General features: G+C 38.3%; 15 protein-coding genes. All 15 read left to right on the top strand.

The features are described from left to right. The first annotated feature begins 268 nt into the window (after positions 1–268). The 15 genes from BCU68_RS03420 to BCU68_RS03350 all read left to right on the top strand — a co-directional run bounded on the left by BCU68_RS03420 (position 269) and on the right by BCU68_RS03350 (position 16,197). A complete protein-coding gene (locus tag BCU68_RS03420) occupies positions 269–1,390 on the top strand; it encodes a polysaccharide export protein (RefSeq protein ID WP_102563406.1) in 1,122 nt (373 codons plus the stop codon). A gap of 82 nt (positions 1,391–1,472) precedes the next feature. Further along, positions 1,473–1,913, top strand: coding sequence for a phosphotyrosine protein phosphatase (locus tag BCU68_RS03415; protein ID WP_102563405.1), 441 nt, complete (start codon positions 1,473–1,475; stop codon positions 1,911–1,913). A 138-nt stretch (positions 1,914–2,051) separates the two neighbouring features. After that, positions 2,052–4,259 carry a polysaccharide biosynthesis tyrosine autokinase gene (locus tag BCU68_RS03410; protein WP_102563404.1) on the top strand — a complete coding sequence of 736 codons (2,208 nt, stop codon included), beginning with the start codon at positions 2,052–2,054 and terminating at the stop codon, positions 4,257–4,259. A gap of 82 nt (positions 4,260–4,341) precedes the next feature. Further along, positions 4,342–5,622, top strand: a complete 1,281-nt coding sequence (tviB, locus tag BCU68_RS03405; protein ID WP_102563403.1) for a Vi polysaccharide biosynthesis UDP-N-acetylglucosamine C-6 dehydrogenase TviB — start codon at positions 4,342–4,344, stop codon at positions 5,620–5,622. Between the two features lie 110 nt (positions 5,623–5,732). Beyond that, positions 5,733–6,755 (top strand): NAD-dependent epimerase/dehydratase family protein, encoded by a 1,023-nt coding sequence (locus tag BCU68_RS03400; RefSeq protein ID WP_102563402.1) that lies wholly within the window; start codon positions 5,733–5,735, stop codon positions 6,753–6,755. Positions 6,756–6,759: 4 nt separating this feature from the next. Then, the gene (gene rfbB, locus BCU68_RS03395; protein ID WP_102563401.1) at positions 6,760–7,857 is read left to right on the top strand and encodes a dTDP-glucose 4,6-dehydratase; all 1,098 of its coding nucleotides are present in this window, start codon (positions 6,760–6,762) and stop codon (positions 7,855–7,857) included. Next, entirely contained in the window at positions 7,857–8,744 is an 888-nt protein-coding gene (gene rfbA, locus BCU68_RS03390) for a glucose-1-phosphate thymidylyltransferase RfbA (RefSeq protein ID WP_102563400.1), read from the top strand. The genes rfbB and rfbA overlap by 1 nt, the downstream gene beginning before the upstream one ends. After that, positions 8,744–9,628, top strand: a complete 885-nt coding sequence (gene rfbD, locus BCU68_RS03385) for a dTDP-4-dehydrorhamnose reductase (protein WP_102563399.1) — start codon at positions 8,744–8,746, stop codon at positions 9,626–9,628. Before rfbA ends, rfbD begins: the two co-directional genes overlap by 1 nt. A 1-nt stretch (position 9,629) precedes the next feature. After that, entirely contained in the window at positions 9,630–10,169 is a 540-nt protein-coding gene (rfbC, locus tag BCU68_RS03380; protein ID WP_102563398.1) for a dTDP-4-dehydrorhamnose 3,5-epimerase, read from the top strand. 73 nt (positions 10,170–10,242) lie between these two features. Beyond that, positions 10,243–11,625, top strand: coding sequence for a hypothetical protein (locus tag BCU68_RS03375; RefSeq protein WP_102563397.1), 1,383 nt, complete (start codon positions 10,243–10,245; stop codon positions 11,623–11,625). Further along, entirely contained in the window at positions 11,610–12,131 is a 522-nt protein-coding gene (locus BCU68_RS03370; RefSeq protein ID WP_102563396.1) for an acyltransferase, read from the top strand. Before BCU68_RS03375 ends, BCU68_RS03370 begins: the two co-directional genes overlap by 16 nt. Further along, positions 12,121–13,014 (top strand): glycosyltransferase, encoded by an 894-nt coding sequence (locus BCU68_RS03365; protein WP_102563395.1) that lies wholly within the window; start codon positions 12,121–12,123, stop codon positions 13,012–13,014. The genes BCU68_RS03370 and BCU68_RS03365 overlap by 11 nt, the downstream gene beginning before the upstream one ends. Beyond that, complete coding sequence (locus BCU68_RS03360) at positions 13,004–14,224, top strand: O-antigen ligase family protein (protein ID WP_102563394.1); 1,221 nt, start codon at positions 13,004–13,006, stop codon at positions 14,222–14,224. Before BCU68_RS03365 ends, BCU68_RS03360 begins: the two co-directional genes overlap by 11 nt. A gap of 3 nt (positions 14,225–14,227) precedes the next feature. Further along, complete coding sequence (locus BCU68_RS03355) at positions 14,228–15,121, top strand: glycosyltransferase family 2 protein (RefSeq protein WP_102563393.1); 894 nt, start codon at positions 14,228–14,230, stop codon at positions 15,119–15,121. 5 nt (positions 15,122–15,126) lie between these two features. Continuing rightward, complete coding sequence (locus BCU68_RS03350; protein ID WP_102563392.1) at positions 15,127–16,197, top strand: glycosyltransferase family 4 protein; 1,071 nt, start codon at positions 15,127–15,129, stop codon at positions 16,195–16,197. Positions 16,198–16,258: the final 61 nt, after the last annotated feature.

Genomic DNA, 16,258 nt, shown 5'->3' with positions numbered 1-16,258 from the left:
CCCCTCAGGCTTACTCTTTAGTTCATCTGTACACCTTAGCAACACATAACAACACAATGAAATTCAAGTTTACTGCTTGATGAATACCTCTTTCGCAACGTAAAACTTATGGATAAGTCAGGCGAAATTTACATTCATTTTTGTGGCGGCTTTAGCACACCTGAAGAAAAGTGATAACTGCTAACGCTTCGCCATTAACGCCTCGTTTATACCATCATTGCTATAGCATCGCTGCCCCCTGATCTTTATATGGATATTAAGACATACTATGAAAAAACGACTTTTAATAGCCTTAGTACCAATCATGCTCGTTGGTTGTGCCGTACCAGGCTCAAACTTAACCTTAGATGACAAGCAAGTTATCGAACAAGATAATGCGAGCAATGCATTATCTGATCAAATCAACGTTTACCCTTTGACTGCGCAAGAAGTACGTCAATACAAAACAGCGTCAATCGCCTCACAAGCCAATCCACAGCTTGATCTCAGCATTGCCAAATACGAATACAAAATTGGCCCGGGTGATATCCTAAACGTCACCATTTGGGATCACCCAGAACTCACCATTCCAGCCGGCTCTTACCGTAGCGCGACCGATGCAGGGAACTGGGTACATGCAGACGGCACCATCTTTTACCCTTACATTGGCACCATTCCTGTCGAAGGCAAAACCGTGCGTCAGATCCGTCGTGTCCTGGCTCAGCGTTTAGCTAAATACATCGAAAGCCCACAAGTTGATGTGAACGTTGCCGCCTTTCGCTCGCAAAAAACCTACATCACAGGTGAAGTCTCCAATCCCGGTCAACAACCCATCAGCAATATTCCTTTAACGCTTTTAGATGCCGTCAACAATGCCGGTGGTATTTCTAGCGAAGCCGATTGGCGCAATGTCACCTTGACGCGCGATGGCGTGGAAGAAAACCTCTCTTTATATGCCCTCATGCAACGTGGCGACTTAACGCAAAATCGATTACTGCAAGCGGGCGATATCGTCCACGTACCACGTAACGACAACCAAAAAGTCTTTGTGATGGGGGAAGTGAACGATCCACAACTTCTGAAAATGGATCGCAGTGGCATGAGCCTAACCGAAGCGCTCAGCAGCGTTGGTGGCATCAATGAACTGCAAGCAGATGCAACAGGCGTATTTGTTATTCGTGGCACAAATGGGGCAGAGCGTGACGAGCGATTAGCCAACATCTACCAGCTCAACATGAAAGATGCTTCGGCACTGGTTATCGGCACCGAATTTGACCTACAGCCTTATGACATCGTTTATGTGACCGCTGCACCTATTACCCGTTGGAACCGTGTGATCAGCCAACTCATGCCAACCATCTATGGCTTTAATGAATTAACGGAAGGTGCACTGCGCATCAGAAACTGGTAATAACGCGACACAGTGAACGTCTTACTAGTGCCTGATACAACAGAGCTTAAACATTAATCCCTATCGAATAAGAAGAAGCCGTATGTTTGATAAAATTTTAGTGGTGTGCGTGGGCAACATTTGCCGCTCACCCACAGGCGAACGAGTACTACAGCAGTTACTGCCAGATAAAACCATCGCATCAGCTGGGATCGCCACAGAAAAAAGTCACTTAATTGGCAAGCCAGCCGATGAGTTAGCCACTGAATTAGCCCAAGAACATGGTGTATCACTGGCTGGGCATGAAGCGCAACAACTCACCGCCGAACTGTGCCGAGACTATGAGCTGATTTTAGTGATGGAAAAAGGCCATATGGAAGCCCTTACTCGCATTGCTCCAGAAGCACGAGGAAAAACCATGTTGTTTGGGCATTGGATCGATCAAACCGACATACCCGACCCTTATCGCTTAAGCCGGGAAGCCTTTACTCATGCTTATCGCCTTATTGAACAAGCGGCCAATGCATGGGTTAAGAAGCTGTAACGTTATAGCGTGCTTAGTTTCTATAATTCTGCTTATACGATTCAGTTTATACGACGCTTTTTCATATAAAAATCTAGCTTTAACGTTGATATCAAAACGTTTAATCGTCTGCCTCTCTTTTTGGAACGAACTTTTATAATGACGACACAACCTTCTAAATCCGTTGATACAACTGCCGATGAAATTGATCTCGGTAAACTGCTGGGAATATTACTGGATGCCAAATGGCTGATCGTAATGGTGACCTTTATCTTTGCTGTCTCTGGTGTGGCGTTTGCACTGCTTTCTACCCCCATTTACAAAGCCGATGCACTGATTCAAGTCGAACAAAAAAGCACGGGCATGTCCTCAATGCTAGGTGACATGGGCGATATGTTTGCTGCAGAATCGTCAGCCACCACTGAAATCGAGATCATAAAATCACGTATGATCTTAGGTGGCACAGCCGATAAGCTCAACCTACAGACCATCGCCGAACCAGTTTATCCACCCGTTATCGGTAAAGGCATAGCGCGCTTAACCAATCAGCAAGCCAGCATTCAAGTGAACCGCTTTGAGGTGGCAAGCTACCACGCGTCAGAGGCGTTTACTTTAGTCTTAAACGATGCCGAGCAGCAGACTTACACCTTATTTGATGGTCAAGAGCGCAAAATCTTAAGCGGTAAAGCCGATGAGTTAGCCATTCAAGGTGAGCTTCGCCTGTTTGTTAGTGATATCCAAGGTGTGACTGGAGCCAAGTTCAGCCTAGCCAAGCGCTCACGTTTAGATGCGATTCAATGGCTGCAACAAGGTTTAGCTGTGAGTGAGCGAGGTAAAACCACAGGCATACTGCAACTCTCTTTTGAAGGTGAGAATCGCGCTCAAATTGAAGCGATTTTAAATAGCATCAGCCAAGATTACTTTCTGCAAAACGTCGAGCGCAACTCAGCTGAAGCGGAAAAAAGTTTAGCCTTCTTGCAGCGCCACTTGCCAGATGTTAAAGCCGAACTCACCTCAGCCGAAGATGTGCTCAATACCTTCCGTCAAGATAACGAATCCATCGATTTAGGCTTAGAAGCGCAATCGACACTGGCCGTCATGGTTGAACTCGAAGCGCAACTTAACGAGTTAACCTTTAGAGAAGCGGAAATTAGCCAGCGCTTTACCAAAGATCACCCTGCGTATTTATCACTGCTAGACAAGCGTAAAACCTTACTTGGTGAGCAAGATAGATTAAATAAACAAGTTCAGAAACTGCCGAAAACCCAGCGTGAAGTATTACGCATGACACGTGATGTAGAAGTGAACCAGCATATTTACTTGCAGCTACTTAATAAGGCGCAAGAGCTAAGCATTGTGAAAGCGGGCACTGTGGGTAATGTACGTATTTTAGATGGCGCAGAGGCCTACACTCATGCCGTGAAACCTAAGAAGCCGCTGATTGTGGTTTTAGCAACGCTATTGGGTGGCATGTTAAGTGTGGCGTATGTATTGGTGAAAGCCGCCTTTCATAAAGGGGTGGAAAACCCAGATGAAATTGAAGCCATTGGTCTTTCGGTTTATGCCAGCATTCCAAAATCAGACTTTCAGCGCAACATTGAGATGAAGCGTGAGTCACGCAGAGGGCCTCGCACGAAAAAGGGTACGAATAATGGCAAAAAGGAGAGCAGTGGTAAGCGTTATGTCTTAGCGGAAACCAACCCTGCCGATTTATCGATTGAAGCATTGCGCGCCCTGCGTACCAGTTTGCACTTTGCCATGATGGAAGCGAAAAACAACGTACTGATGATTTCTGGTCCAGCGCCAAGCATTGGTAAATCGTTTATTTCATCAAACTTTGCCACGGTTGCGGCAACGACGGGTAAGCGAGTGTTGATTATTGATGCCGACATGCGCAAAGGCTTTATGCAGCGTGACTTTGGTTTGCACGTTGCTGGTGGCTTGTCAGACTTTTTGAGTGGGCAGATGAGCATAGAACAAGCGCTCAAACACACCGGCATTGAAAACTTAGATATGATCACCCGTGGCCAAGTGCCACCCAACCCATCCGAGTTATTAATGCACCCACGCTTTGCCGATTTAATGCAATGGGCCTCAGATAACTACGATTTAGTGATTGTCGATACTCCCCCTGTTCTTGCCGTGACTGACCCAAGCATTGTGGGCGCATTAGCCGGCACTACCTTAATGGTGGCACGTTTTGGTGAGAATACCGTGAAAGAGATTGATGTTGCTCGCCAGCGTTTTGAGCAATCGGGTATTGAAGTAAAAGGCGTAATTCTTAACGCGGTTGAGAAGAAAGCCTCCAGCAATTATGGCTATGGTTATGGGTATTATAACTACAGCTATGCGAGTGCGAAGAAATAGAATTTAGTGAAACTCAAAAGGGCCTCAGGCTTAAAATATTGAGGCTGTCATATTAAATAATTCACAATTTAGGTATCAGGATATGCAATTACCATATGGAAATACGCGCGTTGGTATTATTGGTCTAGGTTATGTCGGGCTTCCTCTTGCGGTCGAGTTTGGCAAACAGTCTCCAACCGTAGGGTTTGATATAAACCAAGCTCGAATTGATGAGCTGACTCGTTGTTACGACAGTACATTAGAGTGCTCAGATGAAGAGTTATCAGAGGCTGTTCACCTTTCATATAGTGCTTCGCTCAATGATCTTAAAGAGTGCAATGTTTACATTGTGACGGTTCCTACACCAATAGATGAGCATAAGCGTCCAGATTTAAGTCCGTTAATTAAAGCGTCAGAAGCATTGGGAACTATTGTATCAAAAGGCGATATCATCATTTATGAGTCAACGGTATACCCTGGTGCAACAGAAGATGATTGTATTCCAGTCGTTGAGCAGATTTCAGGTTTAACATTCAATCAAGACTTTTTTGCAGGCTATTCTCCTGAGCGTATTAATCCAGGAGATAAAGAGCATCGTGTCACTAATATTCTTAAAGTCACCAGTGGCTCAACACCAGAAGTGGCAGAGTTTGTTGACCAGCTTTATAAAACAATTATTGTTGCAGGCACACATAAGGCAAGCTCTATCCAAGTCGCTGAAGCTGCGAAGGTGATTGAGAATACACAACGTGACGTCAATATTGCACTGATTAACGAGCTTTCTATTATCTTTAATAAATTAGGCATTGATACTTTAGAAGTGCTGCAAGCTGCAGGAACAAAATGGAACTTCCTGCCATTTCGACCGGGCTTAGTGGGAGGACACTGTATCGGTGTTGACCCTTATTATCTGACCCATAAAGCACAAGCGGTTGGCTATCACCCTGAAATGATTCTCGCTGGACGTCGTCTGAATGATGAAATGGGACAATACGTGGTTTCCCAGTTAGTTAAAAGCATGGTGAAAAAACGCATTCAAGTTGAAGGTGCCAATGTATTAGTTATGGGGCTAACCTTTAAAGAAAACTGCCCAGATCTGCGTAATACCAAAGTCGTTGATATTATCTCAGAGCTTAAAGAGTACAACATGAATGTCGATATTATGGACCCATGGTGTGAGAGTCATGCCGCTGAGCGTGAGTATGGGCTAAGTCTATGTGAGAAAGAGAAATCAGGTCATTATGATGCAATTATTATGGCGGTCTCTCATGAAGAGTTTAAGCAGATGGGTGAAAATAAAATTCACGCACTCGGCAAGCCACAGCACGTTATTTACGATCTCAAATATGTACTAAATAAAGACAGCGTCGATATGCGCCTGTAACCATTTCCTTCTTTGCCTTACATTTATTCTGTCTTAATAAGTGTAAGGCCTTATTTCAATATCGCTTTAAAATATCGCTTTAATTAGTGCTGTTATACATGGAATAGTTAATGACTAAATATGAGCAAATTCAGCAAGAGCTAATCACATCACCAAAACGTTGGCTGGTTACTGGTGTTGCGGGTTTTATTGGTTCAAATTTATTAGAAAAATTATTAAAACTCAACCAAACCGTCGTGGGGTTAGATAACTTTGCAACGGGGCATCAACATAACTTAGATGAAGTAAAAAGCTTAGTATCGGAAGCGCAGTGGGATAGGTTTACTTTTGTCGAAGGTGATATACGAGAACCGAGCACTTGTCAGCAAGTCGTAGCTGGCGTTGATTATGTTTTACATCAAGCGGCATTAGGCTCCGTTCCTCGCTCTATTGCCGATCCGTTAACGACAAATGCTGCCAACATTACTGGTTTTTTAAATATGCTTGATGCAGCAAAAGAGGCGCAAGTCACCAGTTTTACTTATGCAGCGTCAAGTTCCACCTATGGCGATCACCCTGCGTTACCTAAAGTCGAAGAAAATATAGGTAATCCGCTTTCGCCTTATGCCGTTACAAAATATGTTAATGAGCTTTATGCTGGCGTCTATGCCCGTACCTATGGATTTAAAACCATTGGGCTACGTTACTTTAATGTCTTTGGGCGCAGACAAGATCCAAATGGCGCTTATGCTGCGGTAATTCCAAAATGGACTGCAGCCGTGATCAATGGCGAAGACGTTTACATTAATGGTGATGGCGAAACAAGCCGAGACTTTTGCTATATCGACAATGTCGTGCAAATGAATCTATTAGCAGCAACTGCATCAGATGATGCTAAAGATGAAGTGTATAATGTAGCGGTAGGTGATAGAACGACTCTAAATGAGCTTTACGCTTCAATTCAAAATGCACTGAATGGATTAGGGCTTCGCTTAGATACAACACCAACCTATCGCGATTTTCGTGTAGGCGATGTACGCCACTCACAAGCTAATATTTCAAAAGCCAAAGATAACTTAGGGTACGCACCAGAATTTCGCATTCAAGATGGCATCAATAAAGCTATGCCTTGGTATAAAGGATTTATAGGTTAACCTTATGAAAATATTAGTTACTGGTGGTGCAGGTTTTATTGGCTCTGCAGTAGTTCGCCATATTATTGAAAACACCACTGACTCAGTAATCAATCTGGATTGCCTAACCTATGCAGGCAACTTAGAGTCACTTACTTCTATTAATTCAAATGAACGTTATGCATTTGAGCAAGTAAACATTTGCAACCGTGCAGAACTTGACCGAGTATTTCTACAACATAAACCAGATGCGGTAATGCACTTAGCTGCCGAATCTCATGTCGATCGTTCAATTACTGGACCTGCTGCTTTTATTGAAACGAACATTGTTGGTACTTATAAATTACTTGAATCGACTCGTGCTTATTGGAATGAGTTATCTTCACAGGCTAAAGAAGCATTTCGTTTTCATCATATCTCAACAGATGAAGTGTACGGTGATTTACCACACCCTGATGAAGTTGAAAGTGGTACAGAACTGCCATTGTTTACGGAAACAACTTCTTATGAGCCATCAAGCCCATACTCTGTTTCGAAAGCGAGTTCTGACCATCTAGTTCGTGCGTGGCTACGTACTTATGGTTTGCCAACCATGGTAACCAACTGCTCGAATAACTACGGTCCATATCATTTCCCTGAAAAGCTGATCCCATTGGTTATTCTAAATGCATTAGAAGGCAAGCAATTACCAATCTATGGCAAAGGCGATCAAATTCGTGATTGGCTATACGTAGAAGATCATGCTCGAGCGCTTTATAAAGTTGTGACTGAAGGTAAGGTTGGTGAGACCTACAATATTGGTGGTCATAACGAAAAACAGAACCTAGATGTAGTACAAACTATTTGTACTATTTTGGATGAGTTAGTACCACAAGCGACTAAGTACAGTGATCAAATTGCTTATGTGCAAGATCGCCCTGGTCATGATCGTCGCTACGCTATTGACTCAAGTAAAATGCAGCGCGAACTAGGCTGGGTGCCAGAAGAAACGTTTGAAACGGGTCTTAAAAAGACAGTTCAATGGTATTTAGATAACTCTGAATGGTGCCAGAACGTACAAGATGGTTCTTATCAGCGAGAACGTTTAGGCGTTGAATCAGTTGTCGAAAAGGAAATGAAATAATGAAAGGGATTGTACTTGCTGGCGGCTCTGGTACTCGTCTATATCCACTAACCCGTGGTGTATCAAAACAGTTATTACCAATCTACGATAAACCAATGGTGTTTTATCCAATTTCCACTTTAATGCTCGCTGGAATTAAAGATATTTTAATTATTACGACACCTGAAGATAGTGCTGGTTTTAAGCGTCTTTTGGGGGATGGAGCTTACTTTGGTATTAATCTTGAGTATGCGATACAACCAAGCCCAGACGGTTTAGCACAAGCATTTATCATTGGTGAAGAGTTCATTGGTGATGACAGCGTGTGTTTAGTGTTAGGTGATAATATTTTCTACGGTCAGTCTTTTTCGAGAACTTTACAAAATGCAGTATCTCGAAAGTCAGGTGCTACTGTTTTTGGTTATCAAGTTAAAGATCCAGAGCGCTTTGGTGTCGTTGAATTTGATGCAGAAATGAAGGCTATCTCGATTGTAGAAAAGCCGGAAGTTCCTAAATCTAACTATGCGGTTACAGGTTTGTATTTCTATGATAATCGAGTGGTAGAAATGGCAAAGCAAGTTAAACCATCTCATCGAGGTGAACTTGAAATCACCACACTAAATGAAATGTATTTAAATGATGGCTCGCTAAATGTGGAATTATTCGGTCGTGGCTTTGCGTGGCTGGACACAGGTACCCACGAAAGCCTTCAAGAAGCGTCTAACTTTGTGCAAACCATTCAAAATGTTCAAGGTTTAAAAGTGGCCTGTTTAGAAGAAATAGCATGGCGTAATGGTTGGTTAACTGATGAACAAGTTTTAGATCGAGCAAAAGCGATGATGAAAAATGAATATGGCCAGTATCTGACTCGTTTAGTGAACGAAAGTCAAAAGGAGGCAGAGGCTTAATGCGTGTATTAATTACCGGTAGTTATGGTCAAGTTGGCTCCTGCCTAACAAAGCAACTAGTGAACAATGAAAATACAATAGTGCTAGCTCTGGATAGAGAGCATCTTGATATTACTAGCCAAGATGCCGTCAATGCAGTGGTTACTGAGTTTGAGCCTAGCATCATTATTAATGCAGCGGCCCATACTGCAGTAGATAAAGCTGAAGAGGAAATCGACCTTTCTTATGCGATTAACCGTGACGGGCCTAAGTATTTAGCACAAGCAGCACAAAGTGTGGGAGCTGCGATTTTGCATATCTCGACGGATTATGTTTTTGACGGAAATAAAGTCGGCAGCTATTTAGAAGTTGATATAACCAATCCACAAGGCGTTTATGGTTCGAGTAAGCTTGCTGGTGAAATCGAAGTAGCGAAAGCGTGCGACAAGCATATTATTTTACGTACCGCTTGGGTATTTGGCGAAAATGGTAATAACTTTGTCAAAACTATGCTTCGCCTAGGCGCTAGTCGAGATGAGTTAGGTATTGTTGGAGATCAATTTGGTGGTCCAACTTATGCTGGCGATATCGCAAATACACTTATTCAGATAGCTCAACGTTTTGAGCAAGGCGATGATGTTGAGAGTGGCGTGTACCATTTCTCTGGCTTACCTCATGTCAGTTGGTTTGAATTTGCTGATGCAATTTTTAATCAAGCAGTTGACCAGGGAGTTATAGGTAAAAAGCCTAAACTTAATAGCCTAACGACCGAGCAATACCCAACGCCTGCCAAACGACCAAGTAATTCAAAGCTGTCAACAGAGAAAATTGAGAATGAATTTTCAATTGAAGCAAGTGATTGGTTAAAGGCTCTGAATAATATTAAAGCTTATACGGAATTATAAAATGAAAGTCATCGATACGAAAATACCGGATGTGAAAATTATCGAACCTACCGTTTTTGGTGATGAGCGGGGTTTCTTTATGGAAACTTGGAATCAGAAGCAATTTGAAGAATTAGTCACGGGTAAGCCGACACAATTCGTACAAGATAACCATTCTAAGTCTAAGAAAGGTATTTTACGTGGGTTACATTACCAAACTGAAAACACCCAAGGCAAGCTTGTTCGTGTAATTTCGGGGGAAGTTTTCGATGTAGCCGTTGATATTCGAAAGGGTTCACCAACATTTGGCCAATGGGTGGGTGAGTACCTATCTGCTGAAAATAAACGTCAACTTTGGATTCCAGAAGGCTTTGCACATGGTTTTTATGTAACCAGTGATGAGGCAGAATTTGTATACAAGTGTACAGATTATTATGCCCCAGCTTCAGAAGTTTCAATTTTATGGAACGACCCCACCTTGAATGTAAATTGGCCAATTGGAGATTGCTTTCCTTTGTTATCAGAGAAAGACAAGATGGGTGAATTATTTACTCGATCCTGATTGAAGCAATCGTGTAGTATTTTATTGATTTTTTTTACTAAAGTCATACCCACTATGATTAAAGGCTATATATTTGAATATAAAAAACATAACTCTCCAAGGAGCAAATATTGCTCTTTCTATAATTAAAGGTGTCATTTGTCTTAAGCTTTTAGTTACTCTTGGTGATTATAACTATGCATTCATATCACAGTTTTTAGTTATATCAGCATTTCTAGCTCAGGTTATGTTTCTAAATTATGATGCACCAATGGTTTCCTCAATAATAAGTGGTCAGTCTGAAGGTGATATAAATGGCGCTTTAAATATAATGCTTATATTATTCATTATAATTGCAATATTTATTATCCTTCCAAATAAAGTGTATTATAGTGAGCTTGTGTGGAATGATTCTTCTCTTCATAACTTTATTAAATACGTTGTTATATATACTTTCATCCAAGCTGTTAGCCTTCGGCTACTATTAGTTTTCCAGTACAAGAAAAAGTTAGACTTATATGCAAGGTATAAAATATACCAAAGTTTATGTCAACTACTTGCTATTTTCATAGGTGTTGTTTTTTCTAATAAACATGTGATTTTAGCGTTATTGGTCATGTTAGAGATGTCTTTAATATTGAGCACATTGGCTAAAGTAAATTATAGAAGATTTTTGTTTTTCAATAAACGTTCGATTCAGTGGTTAAAAGATAACATTAAAATAGCATTTTCTTTGTTGTTTATGACTTTTGTAATTTGGATTATCAATAATTCAGGTCGGTTCATTATTGTTTCAAAGTTTGATTTAAATATTTTGGCAGTGTATGCATCATCATTCTCAACATTAATTATTATTAGTTCAATCATAAACCCATTGGTTGCGTTGATATTTCCTTATATTTCAACTGATAGACATAAATTTACAATCATCGGTATCGGAGTGGTTTCATTCATTACATTTTCGATGACTTTTTTTATGGTTATTTTTGGATTAGATATACTGAAGTTTTTTGCTAAAGAAGAACTTTATGCTGGTAAGTTGTTTTTTATTTATATTTGCATAGGTATTAATCTTTACGGAATCACTCGTATAATGGTGTTGTATAACGTAGTTAGTAGTAATGCAAAAAAATCGATATTTGCATTTTTTTCAGGTGCAATTGCATTGTTAATTACGTCATATTTATTTATTGACCATTATGGAGTTGTGAGCATTGCTTTTTCTTATTTGATGGCAAATCTTGTTGTTTTTGTTTTTTATGTAAATCAAGTTTATAGTGTCGTTAAAGAAAGTAAATTAGTTTCAATAGTTATGTTTGTGTTTATTTATTTTATTGCTGTTGTTTTGTTGCTGCTTTGTTATTTCATTGCTGATTATAGCTTATTTGATAGAGTGATCTTGTATGGGGGGCTTTTATTATTGTTAATAGCTTCATTTTCAGCAGTTTATAGAAAGTTACTATGGGAGAAGGCATGATTAGTCTTATTAAAAAAATTACGAGGAATCTCGAAAAAAAGAGATGGAATAAATATAGGAATCTTAGCATAGGAGATAATACACATGTAGAGCTTGATAACTTAGATGGTATTACTCCTCAATTAGTTGTAATCGGTAGGAATTGTGTATTTGCTCCCAAATCAGTAGTTTTAACACATGATGCCTGCTTGCTTCCTTATTCTGACAAGTATGTTTTTAGAGAAACACGTATTGATGATAATGTCTTTGTTGGATATGGTGCTGTCATTTTACCTGGTATTAAGGTGGAAAGTAATGTGGTCATTGGTGCAAATAGTGTTGTGACTAAAGATGTTGCAGAGGGCTTGGTTGTGGCAGGTAATCCAGCAAAAATTATTTGTACAACTAAAGAGTTATATGAAAAGAAAGAAGAATTTTTATCTGAGGTTTCTTTTAATTGGAAACGACCAATAACTAATCGTGAGATTTATAAACAACAAAAGACTATGGGGTTGCATGATGAATAAAAAAGTGTCGATTATAGTTGCAGCTTATAATGCGAGTAAATATATTGTTGAAACAATTTTAAGTGTCATGGGTCAGTCATATGATAATTGGGAACTGATAATTATAAATGATGGCTCGACAGATAACACAGCTGAAATAGTAAGCCAGTATACAAATGATAAACGAATTATACTTGTAACTCAAAAAAATACTGGTGCAGTTATTGCTAGAAATAATGGTTTTTTGGTCTCGTCTGGTGAATATATAATTATTTTAGATGCCGATGATACCTTGTTATCAGATAAAGTTGAGTTGCAAGTCAATATTTTAGACTCAGCAGATGATGTGGGCGTTGTGTATGGTGATACTTGGCATTGTGATGAGTTTTTGAATAAAGTCAGCTTAGAGTCTGAAAAATTTCCTGGACAGCAAGCTTCAGGGAATGTTTTCGAAAAAATCATCAATGGAAATTTGTTCGCAGTTCACGCAGCTATGTTTAGAAGGAGTTTAATTGATAGGTCAAATATACATATAGTTGATGAGTATCAAATAGCAGATTGGGAGTTGTGGGTTAGACTTTCTGAAAAAACTAACTTTTTATATCTAAACTCTCCTGTCTGTCTGTATCGGTTACATGCAAGCATGTCAGCAAGAACTGATGATAATTCAACACAAATAAGGCAAAGACTGGGTGTAGCAAATGTTATTAGAAAAAAACAAAAATACTTTGAGTTAAACGAGAAACTTAAGTCTACATTTGAGTTTAACAATGCAAGGTTTTGTTTTAAATTTAGAGATTATCAAAAAGCAAAAGAGTTATCAAAAGTGTCAATCAAGCATAATATGTTCAATGTTAACTCTATTATACTATATATATTATCATCGGTGAAAAATGTTAGCTAAAGACTTTGGGAGACTTTGTATAGGTTTTTTATTATTCCTATCTATTGTTTTTCCAGTTGTTTTTCAGCCATTAAAAATGTTCATATTAATGGCTATATTACTTGTAACGGTAATACTAAGTTATAGAGGACTTCTATTAATAAATAAAAATGTTTTGATGTTTTCATTTTTTTACTCATTAATTGGTATTGCATGGTCTGTATACGGGGAGGTAGAGGGTAATCCAGGAGCAAGTAGAGTTATAACGGTAATGTTTTTTTATCCAATTATATTTGGCTTGTTAACTGTGTACTATAAAGATAACCTTCTCCATAGCCTTCATAAATTGATTAAACTCGGCGGACTTTCAATTCTCTTAATTCAAATTGCTTTTATATTATCTTCTTTAGGTATCGATGGGGGGGGGGTTAGTGAATTTATAAAAGGACTTTATGGCCATCTAGCTGTTGTTAATTCTGGTGATGGATTCTTGTTATTTACTTTACCTAATGTGAGTAGTCTTCTATTTATAATTCCTTACTTTTTAGTCTATATTCTTTATAATAAAAACACTAGTTTTAGTGATTTATTTTTATTGTTGGGACTAGTTGCCCTTATCTTATTAACTGGTAGGAGAGCTTTCTTTTTAGCTACATTTTTAACTTTAATTCTTATAATCCCTATTGGTTATTTGGCTGGATTTAGCCAGTTTAAGGTGCTGATGTCCATTACTGTCATTAGTGTTACCTTTATTGCTTCATTCTTACTTGCTGTTATGCTTAATGTGATTAATACGGATATGTTATACGAGAGTATATTATCAATAGTACAGTTTAACTCTGATCCAAGTAATAATGAACGCTTACTTCAACTTTACGCATTATACGATGGGTTTAGTGAGTCGCCACTAATTGGAGCTGGAGCAGGGGCTGTGGCGTCATACATACGTTCCTACGAACACCCTTGGGCATATGAGTTATATTATGCTTCTCTTTTATTCCAATATGGACTTATTGGTTTTATATTTTATCTAGTAGGCGTTATATACCTGATAGCCTCTATGATAAAGAAAATCTTTTATTCTCAGTATGATGTTTATTATATCTCAATTTTGTCAGGTATGGTTAGTTTTCTCATTGCCACATTTACAAACCCGTATTTGGCTAAGTTTGATTATATGTGGGTTATATTTTTACCTGCTTCAATTGTTTTATCAAAGAATAAGGTTTAATAAATGTTATCAGTCATTATTGTGAATTGGAATTCAGGTGCTCAATTGAAAAAATGTGTACAGTCATTAATTAATTTCGGTCATGATATAGGTGAGATTATTATTGTTGATAATAATTCTTCGGATGATTCAATGAGGATGCTTCCATATTCGCCTAAAATAAAAGAAATTATTTTAGAGAAAAACATTGGCTTTGGACAAGCGTGTAATGTTGGCGCTCAGAGCTCATCATCACCTTATCTCCTTTTTTTGAATCCAGATACTTATGTTCTTGAAAATACAATTAAGGATTCTGTAGAATTTTTACAAAAGGACTCCAGTATTGGTGTCTTGGGAGTTAAATTGTTTGATGATGATAAAGTTTCAAGAAGCTGTGCTAGAGACCCTAGTTTCTTTTCATTGTTGAGCCACTCGACTGGACTATCGAGACTAATTAAAAAAACTGGTTATCATATGCAAGAATGGGATCATTTATCTTCGAGATATGTGGATCATGTGATTGGTGCATTCTATATGATGCCTAAAAATATTTTTGATAAATTAGGTGGGTTTGACCCCCGATTTTTTGTTTATTTCGAAGATTTGGATTTATCAAAAAGAGTTAAAGAGCTTGGGTTTAACATCTTTTATAATGCAAATATATCAGCATATCATTATGGCGGTGGTACATCGGAAGGAATAAAGTCTACTAGGTTGTTCTATTCACTAAAAAGTAGAATAAAATTTACAGATAAACACTGTTCTACTTTAAATAAATATTTTTTGATATTTATTTATTTATTTGTTGAACCTCTAATTCGCGTGCTTAACTCAATTTTCAAACAGGATTTACCTTCTGTTTTAGAAGTAATTGATGCTTATAAGGTTCTATATGAATGGTTTTTCTCTAAAGGGTGATTTTTATGAAAAGTATTTTAGTGTTAACCAAGTATGGATCTTTAGGTGCATCTTCAAGAATGCGTTTTTATCAATATAATAATATGTTAAAAGATGAGTTTAATTTTAAGTATTCTCATCTTATCTCCTCGTCTGAATTGGAGTTGCTATATTCTGATGGTAAATACAATAAGATTAATATCTTGAAGTCATATTTTAATCGGATTTTAACGTTAATGAAGGCGAAAGAATATGATTTCATTTGGATTCAAGCTGAAACTCTTCCATATATACCATATTTTTTTGAAAAACTGCTGTTAAATAATAAGAAATATATACTAGACTTTGATGATGCTATTTTTCATAATTACGATTTATCTTCAGGGTTTTATAAAAAGCACTTCTTGAAGAAAAAAATAGACTTACTGATGAGGTCTTCTTCATTTACTGTTTCAGGGAATAATTATTTAGCTAGCAGAGCTATAAGTTCGGGGTGCTCTAATGTTGCTATAGTACCGACAGTCGTTGATCTTGAATTATACAAAAAAGATAATAAACCTGTTCTTACACATGATGAACCTATTGTTATTGGATGGATTGGTACAAAATCAACAAGTAAGTACTTAGATATTGTTATTAATGTTTTAGATGAAATTTCTCAGATGAAAAATATACAACTTAAAATTATTGGGTCTAATATTCAATTTGAAGGAATAAGTAAATTGGATATAGTTTATGAAAGTTGGACCCAAGAATCTGAGGTTAGTAGTTTACACTCCATTGATATAGGGCTTATGCCTCTTATTGATAGCGCTTGGGAAAGGGGGAAATGTGGCTACAAGTTGATTCAATATATGGCTTGTGGAAAGCCAGTAATAGCATCTCCTGTTGGGTGTAATGTTGATATCGTTACTCATGGTCAGAATGGTTTTTTAGCGTCTAATGAATCTGAGTGGAAGACTTATTTAGTGAATTTAATTGATAGTCAATCATTAAGAGTTACCATGGGAAAAAATGGATTTCACGCGGTAGAGAATGAATATTGCCTTAATGTGACTAGGGATAAACTTGTATCGATATTTAATAGTATTAAATAGTATGGTGTCCAAAGTTGAAGAAATTTAATTATTGGTGTGCTCCCTACGTCTATTTTAAATT

The organism is Vibrio sp. 10N.286.49.B3 (assembly GCF_002873395.1).
Lineage (GTDB): Bacteria > Pseudomonadota > Gammaproteobacteria > Enterobacterales > Vibrionaceae > Vibrio.
This window is presented reverse-complemented; position numbering and strand designations above follow the sequence as displayed.

Coding starts and splice junctions, on each gene's coding strand:
- BCU68_RS03420 (WP_102563406.1), top strand. CDS start 269: ATGAAAAAACGACTTTTAATAGCCTTAGTACCAATCATGCTCGTTGGT.
- BCU68_RS03415 (WP_102563405.1), top strand. CDS start 1,473: ATGTTTGATAAAATTTTAGTGGTGTGCGTGGGCAACATTTGCCGCTCA.
- BCU68_RS03410 (WP_102563404.1), top strand. CDS start 2,052: ATGACGACACAACCTTCTAAATCCGTTGATACAACTGCCGATGAAATT.
- tviB (WP_102563403.1), top strand. CDS start 4,342: ATGCAATTACCATATGGAAATACGCGCGTTGGTATTATTGGTCTAGGT.
- BCU68_RS03400 (WP_102563402.1), top strand. CDS start 5,733: ATGACTAAATATGAGCAAATTCAGCAAGAGCTAATCACATCACCAAAA.
- rfbB (WP_102563401.1), top strand. CDS start 6,760: ATGAAAATATTAGTTACTGGTGGTGCAGGTTTTATTGGCTCTGCAGTA.
- rfbA (WP_102563400.1), top strand. CDS start 7,857: ATGAAAGGGATTGTACTTGCTGGCGGCTCTGGTACTCGTCTATATCCA.
- rfbD (WP_102563399.1), top strand. CDS start 8,744: ATGCGTGTATTAATTACCGGTAGTTATGGTCAAGTTGGCTCCTGCCTA.
- rfbC (WP_102563398.1), top strand. CDS start 9,630: ATGAAAGTCATCGATACGAAAATACCGGATGTGAAAATTATCGAACCT.
- BCU68_RS03370 (WP_102563396.1), top strand. CDS start 11,610: ATGGGAGAAGGCATGATTAGTCTTATTAAAAAAATTACGAGGAATCTC.
- BCU68_RS03365 (WP_102563395.1), top strand. CDS start 12,121: ATGATGAATAAAAAAGTGTCGATTATAGTTGCAGCTTATAATGCGAGT.
- BCU68_RS03360 (WP_102563394.1), top strand. CDS start 13,004: ATGTTAGCTAAAGACTTTGGGAGACTTTGTATAGGTTTTTTATTATTC.
- BCU68_RS03355 (WP_102563393.1), top strand. CDS start 14,228: ATGTTATCAGTCATTATTGTGAATTGGAATTCAGGTGCTCAATTGAAA.
- BCU68_RS03350 (WP_102563392.1), top strand. CDS start 15,127: ATGAAAAGTATTTTAGTGTTAACCAAGTATGGATCTTTAGGTGCATCT.